Here is a 6,172-nt window from a genome sequence, read left to right on the forward strand (position 1 = left end):
ACGAATGTTAACGATCGGGCCACCGGGCGGCAGCCTTGAGAATCAGCCTGAAGATAAATACGCCCACCGTGTTTGGGTCATTACGCGGCACCGAATGGGTCCGGGCGGTTAGCCCCGCGCGCCGACCCCGGCGCTGGATGCACCGGCATCCTCGCCAACCCGGCCATGGATCCACTCCCCTGGCCGCAGCCGCCACGTCCGGCGGGCGTAGTCCAGCTCGGTGTACGGCCATTGGGTGACGATGCGCCCCGTCGGCGACCGGAAGTAGCTGTCGCACCGTGTCCAGATGGTGCGCTCCAGGTCCGCGGAAAGTGTGTCGTTGTATCGCTTTTCGGCCTCCGGGCGCACGTCGAGATATCCGCCACGGCGCGCCAGGCGGCTCACCGCGCTGGCGACCAGCCGCGCCCCGGCTTCGAGGATGTAGACGATGGAGTTGCCGCCCTGGTTGGTGTTGGGGCCGTAGAGCATGAAGAAGTTGGGGAATCCGCTGACCGCGACCCCCAGGTACGCGGATGGGTCGTCGCCCCAGTGTTCGTGCAGCCGACGGCCGCCGGCGCCCACGACGTCGATGCCGCAGAGGTAGCGGGAGGTCTCGAAGCCGGTCGCCAGCACAATGGCGTCGACGCCCACTTCCCCACCCGTCGCCGTCGTCACCGATGCTGGGCCGACGCGGGCGATGGGGTCGGTGACCAGCTCGACGTTGTCGCGCTGCAACGCCCGGTAATAGTCGTCGCCCAGCAACACCCGTTTACAGCGGAACGGATAGTCCGGAGTCAGCGCCCGGCGCAGCGGCTCGTCATCGACGGTGCGCTCGAGAAACGACGTCGCGATCTGGGCGCGCGCGGTCACCACGGGGTCCTCGGCGAAAGTCGCGGTGTTGTCGTGCTGGAACTTCCAGATCTGCCAGCGGGTGCGGCGCAGCGCGAGCGGGCTGCGCCGGAAGCGGGCCAATTCGGTTGCGGTGTAAGGACGATCATCCTTGGGCACCATCCAGGGTGGGGTGCGCTGGAAGACCGTGACGCGCCCGGCGGTCTTGGCGAGTTCGGGGACGACCTGCACCCCGCTGGCGCCGGTGCCGATCACCGCGACGCGGCGGCCGGCCAGATCGAGGTCGTGGTCCCACTGCGCGGTGTGCAGCACCGGGCCGGTGAAGTCGCCCAGGCCGTCGATGTCAGGGCGGTTGGCAGAACCGAACAACCCAATCGCGCACACGACGACGTCGGCGGTCAGTGTGGTCGAGCGCCCGCCGCGCTCCAGCCGGCAATCCCACCCGCCGGTGTGCGGGTGCCAGTGCAGGGAGCGCACCGTGGTGTCGAGCATGAGCTGGCGGCGCAGGTCGAAATCGTCGGCCACCGATTCGAGGTAGGCCAGTATCTCGGGCTGGCGCGCGTAGGTGCGGCTCCAGGACGCGTTGGGGGCGAAGGAGAACGAGTACAGGTGGCTTTGGATGTCGCAGGCGGCCCCGGGATAGGTGTTGCGTCGCCAGGTGCCGCCGACGCCGTCGGCCGCCTCGACGATCACCAGGTCATCGATGCCCGCGCGGCGCAGCGCGACGGCGGCGCCCAGGCCGCCGAAGCCCGCTCCGATGATCACCACCTTCGGTCCCCGGCGGCGCCGGGCCGCCGCGCGCAGTCGCCCAATAGCGTAGAGGGAGCGCGCTTTTCGGCTCGTCACGGCCGGTCCCCCGCGCGGCGGGTCAGCATTCCGTCCAGGCCACCGTCGGCGCGCCACCGCTGCAGGATGTCGGCGTACTCGGTGGGTCCGCCGAAGAAGAAGCTGCCCTGCCGAGTCTTGGCGTCGGCCTTGCCCTCCCGGTTGTAGTAGCCGGGCGTGCACACCTTGGCCCGCTCGGCACTGGCGACCGACCGGGACACCACGGTGTCGACCCAGGCGGCCTCGGCGGATGGCGCGGCCTCGATTTCGGTGATCCCCTCGGCGAGCGCGGTGGCAATGATCCACGCGACGTGGCCGGCCTGCACGTCGAGCAGGTACGGGAAGTTCACCGTCAGACCGGCCTGGGCGATGCTTTCGATGAAGCAGTTCGGGAAGCCGGTCGTGCACAGGCCCTGGAAGGTCCGCACGCCGTCGGCCCAGTGCTCGGTCAGTGTCACGCCGTCACGGCCGATCAGCTCGAACCCGGTGCGGCGGCAATAGTCGGTGCCGACCTCGAAACCCGTTGCGAAGATAAGACAGTCGAGTTCGTAGGCGACACCGTCGACCACCACGCCGGTCTCGGTGATGCGCTGCACGCCGCGACCCCGGGTGTCCACCAGGGTGACGTTGTCCCGGTTGAAGGTCTGCAGATACTCATCGTGAAAGCAGGGCCTTTTGCAGAAGTAGCCGTACCACGGTTTGAGCGCTTCGGCGGTCGCAGGATCGGTCACGATCGCATCGACGCGCGCCCGGATCTCGTCCATCTTGGCGAAGTCGGCCAGCTCGATGTCGCGGCCGCGTTGTCCGGGATCGGCGAGGCCGTCCCCGTCGTGACGCATGACGGGCAGCTTACGTGTGATGCTCGTCCAGGCATCGGCGACCATATCCTGGTCGGCTTGTCCTCCGGCGGTGAGGATTTGGAAGTTCTTTATCCGCTCGTGCTGCCAGCCGGGCCGTAATGCGTTGGCCCACTGGGGATCGGTCGCGCGATTGGCGCGGACATCTACCGAGGACGGGGTGCGCTGAAAGACGTAGAGCCGGCGGGCGACCGCGCCGAGGTGCGGTATGCACTGGATCGCGGTGGCGCCGGTTCCGATGATGCCGACGCGCTTGTCGGCCAGATGCTGCAGTCGGTCCCCGGTGTAGGCGTAGTCCCATCGACTGGTGTGGAACGCATGACCGCCGAAGGCGCCCAGTCCTTCGATGCCCGGCAACTTGGGCTTGGCCTGATACCCGTTGGCCATGGAGACGAACCTGGCCCGCATCTCGTCGCCGCGGTCGGTGCGGATGATCCAGCGCGCTCGTGCTGCGTCCCAACGGATTTCCCGCACGTCGGTACGTAGGCAGGCGTCGCGGTAAAGGTCGTAGTGTTCGGCGATGCGGCGGCAATGGGCGAAGATCTCGGGGCCCTTGGCGTATTTTTCGGTCGGCGTGTAGCCGAGCTCCTCGAGCAGCGGCATGTACACGTATGACTCGACGTCGCAAGCGATTCCGGGATAGCGGTTCCAGTACCAGGTGCCGCCCACGTCGGCCGCCCTGTCGATGAGCCGCACGCTTTCGACGCCGAGCTGGCGTAGCCGAACGCCGGTCAACAGCCCGCCGAATCCCGCGCCGATGATGGCGACGTCGACTTCGTCGGCGAGCGGTTCACGGACGAAGTCGTCGTTCACCCAGGGGTCTTCGGCAAATCGGGCGAACGGACCGGCCATCTCGACGTACTGCGCGATGCCATCCGCGCGTAACCGGCGCGCACGCTCTTCGGCGTACTTGCGCCGCAGCGCGTCGACGTCTAGCGCCTGGCGAACGGTTTCGGTCACGGCCTGGGGTTCCTCTCCGTGGCCTCGACCCTATAATCGATCGCTTCGTCATATCAAGGGCGCGCCGCGGCAACCGGCCGACGGGCCCTGGCCTTAAGGCGTTGCGCGACACAATGACTGGGGCGGCTCCAGCCGCCGACGAGCGGGCAGCCGCGGTGCTACCGAGGGCCGCGCTCCTTGCCCGCGGCGATTGCCGCCGCCAGTGAGTCGCCCAGCGTCCACAGCGCCACCCCGATCAAGACCAGATCCTTGAGCAGAAACTGGCCGGGCAGCGCCGAGAGCACCGGAACGCCGTGGGCGTACGTCATGACCACGCCCGGCGTGGTGAAGAGGAAACTCAACGTGCCCAAGAACAGCACCACCGCCAGGGCGCTGCCGGCCGCCGAAACCCGCGGCCATAGCGGTTGCACCGCAATGAGCAGGGCGGCAACGATTTCCATAGTGCCGAGGGCATACGCGACGAAGGTGACGCTGAATACGTCATAGACCCAGCTCATCAGCGGGCTGTGCTGAATCAGCACCCGGGCCTCCATCTTCACGTACTTGCCGAAGCCGATCCACACCAAAACAAGCACCAGGCCGTACCGGCTGACGAGTTGGCCCCACCGGGTCAATGCCGGCGCCGCGGCCGGCGCGAGGGTTTGGTCGATCATCGGGCGAAGTCCTTTCGGCTCAATGCGAGGGCGTTCCCCCGACACACGGTTCAGGGCACGGTTGCGTTCACTTCGGCAACCGCTCGAGCCCGGCGACGATGAGCCGCAACCCGAACGCAAACTCGTCGGCCAAGGGGACGGGCAGGTCGTCGGCGACGGTCACCGTCGCGGGAAAGCGGGACGGATCGAGCCGGTGAAACGCCGCCGAGAGTTCGGCGTCCCGCTGAGCACCGTCGGCCGTCGCGCCCGCAAGTTGTAGCGCAAAGCCCAGGACATAGCGCGCCAGCGTCGCATACGCGTGGGCGGCGACCGCCGGTGAAAAACCGTTGCCGAGGAGAACGGCCAGGCACCGCTCGCGATTTGCCAACGCGTTCGGCCCGATCGGGGTGTACTCGACCAACAGGGGCGCGATATTGCCATGCCGGCTCAGCGCATCAAACATGTGCTGCGCGAACGAGATACACGCCTGCTGCCACGGCATCGCGGCGAGCTCGTCCGGGGCGAAATCGACCTCGCCGAGAATTTGGTCGATCACCAGTGACACCAATTCGGACCGGTTGGAGAAGTGGCGGTACAACGTGGCGGTGCCCGATTCCAGGCGCTGCGACAGCGACCGCATCGACAACGCCTCGGGACCCTGCTCGTCGACGAGCTCGACGGCCGCGCCCAGGATGCGCTCCATCGGTAGCGCCGGGCGACCGCGAGAACGGCGTGGCCGGTCGGTGTCGTCCACATCACGCAAGGTGGCTCTCCTGCCCTTGACAGCCCGACGTATTATGGACACACTGTATCCATAATTACGCCCATGATTCAAGCGCCTTGACAGCAAGGAATACTCGCGATGCTCCTCCCCCTGGCGGCAGAACCCTTCACCGCGCCCACCGACCGTGACATGCTGCCCTCCGAGCGACGCGAGTTCGTCCGCACGCATCGCACCTGTGTCTTCGGCTACCGTCGTCGCAACGACGGCCCGGGCATGTCGATCGTGTACTACATCCCCACCGATACCGACGAATTGCTCGTCTCCACCATGGCCGGTCGCGGAAAGGCCCGCATCGTCGAACGTGACGGCAAGGTCAGCCTGTGCGTGCTCGACGAGCGGTGGCCCTTCGCCTATTTGCAGGTCTATGCCGACGCGACCCTCGACCAGGACCGGGATCTGGCGGTCGACGTGATGATGGCGGTCGGCGGTCGGATGTCGGGTCAACCACTGGGCGACGAGGCGCGTCCGCACATCCGGGAGATGTGTGAACGCGAGAATCGGGTGGTCATTCGCTGCCGGCCGTACTCCACCTTTGCGACGCCGCCGCGGCATCTGCGCCGCAACGACCAGGCCAAGGAACTCAGCCACTGGGTGTCGGGTGTGATGCCCTGGGACGCAGCCGATCCGGCGGCCCGCTGATCACCCGGCGTAACGGTCACGCAGTTTGCTCAGCGTCGCTTCGATGCCCGAGGCGTTCGCCTTGGCGAAACCCATCCGCTCGTAGTACTTCAGCTTGTTCTTGAGCGCACCGGCGTCGCGGTAGTCGAAGGTCTCGGTGACCGTGGTCTGGGTCGGCGACACCGCCTCGAACTCCCACCGCCAGCGGTGACCCAGCGGATGGCGCCATTCGACCAGTTCGTTCGGCATCAACGCGGTGATCGTGCTGGTGATGCGGTAGGGAATGCCGAACATCTTCATGCGCGTCGAAAACTTCGAGCCCGCAACGAGTTGCGGTGGCACGGTGATGTTGTCGCGGACGGTGCCCGATCCGTCCAGGTCGTGGTGCCGGCGGGGATCGGCGACCAAGGCGTACAGTTCCGCGGCCGGGGCGGCAACGTCGACCCTGCGGCTCACCTGGCGGGGACCCCGGTCGACGACAGTGACGGTCATGATGTCTCCTTCCGCTACCCGGCAGGTCTGGACCCCTCCATTCTGCCTGCACGGCCCGGCGGGCTATTGGCGCAGGTGGGATCGACTGCCGGGATTAGGCTGCCGGGTAGCGGAAGGAGACATCATGACCGTCACTGTCGTCGACCGGGGTCCCCGCCAGGTGAGCCGCAGGGTCG

Annotated in this window: 6 protein-coding genes; 1 reads left to right on the top strand and 5 read right to left on the bottom strand. The window is 67.2% G+C overall.

Going from position 1 to position 6,172, the window contains the following annotated elements; all coding sequences use genetic code 11:
- Positions 1 to 108 precede the first annotated feature (108 nt).
- From A5622_RS05265 to A5622_RS05280, 4 genes are all read right to left on the bottom strand, one after another.
- A complete protein-coding gene (locus A5622_RS05265; protein ID WP_066877120.1) occupies positions 109 to 1,674 on the bottom strand; it encodes an NAD(P)/FAD-dependent oxidoreductase in 1,566 nt (521 codons plus the stop codon).
- Entirely contained in the window at positions 1,671 to 3,470 is a 1,800-nt protein-coding gene (locus A5622_RS05270; RefSeq protein WP_066877121.1) for an NAD(P)/FAD-dependent oxidoreductase, read from the bottom strand. Before A5622_RS05270 ends, A5622_RS05265 begins: the two co-directional genes overlap by 4 nt.
- Before the next feature lie 158 nt (positions 3,471 to 3,628).
- Positions 3,629 to 4,123, bottom strand: a complete 495-nt coding sequence (locus A5622_RS05275; RefSeq protein WP_066877124.1) for a DUF417 family protein — start codon at positions 4,121 to 4,123, stop codon at positions 3,629 to 3,631.
- Between the two features lie 67 nt (positions 4,124 to 4,190).
- Positions 4,191 to 4,805: a TetR/AcrR family transcriptional regulator gene (locus A5622_RS05280; RefSeq protein ID WP_066869968.1), complete on the bottom strand. Its 615-nt coding sequence runs from the start codon at positions 4,803 to 4,805 to the stop codon at positions 4,191 to 4,193.
- 159 nt (positions 4,806 to 4,964) lie between these two features.
- On the opposite strand from A5622_RS05280, the gene A5622_RS05285 reads away from it, so the two are divergent.
- Positions 4,965 to 5,525, top strand: a complete 561-nt coding sequence (locus A5622_RS05285) for a pyridoxamine 5'-phosphate oxidase family protein (protein ID WP_066869964.1) — start codon at positions 4,965 to 4,967, stop codon at positions 5,523 to 5,525.
- Here the strand turns inward: A5622_RS05285 and A5622_RS05290 are convergent, their stop codons facing one another.
- Positions 5,526 to 5,996, bottom strand: a complete 471-nt coding sequence (locus tag A5622_RS05290) for an SRPBCC family protein (RefSeq protein ID WP_066877125.1) — start codon at positions 5,994 to 5,996, stop codon at positions 5,526 to 5,528.
- Positions 5,997 to 6,172: the final 176 nt, after the last annotated feature.

The sequence above is a fragment of the Mycobacterium sp. 1245801.1 genome (genome assembly GCF_001673055.1).
Lineage (GTDB): Bacteria > Actinomycetota > Actinomycetes > Mycobacteriales > Mycobacteriaceae > Mycobacterium > Mycobacterium europaeum_A.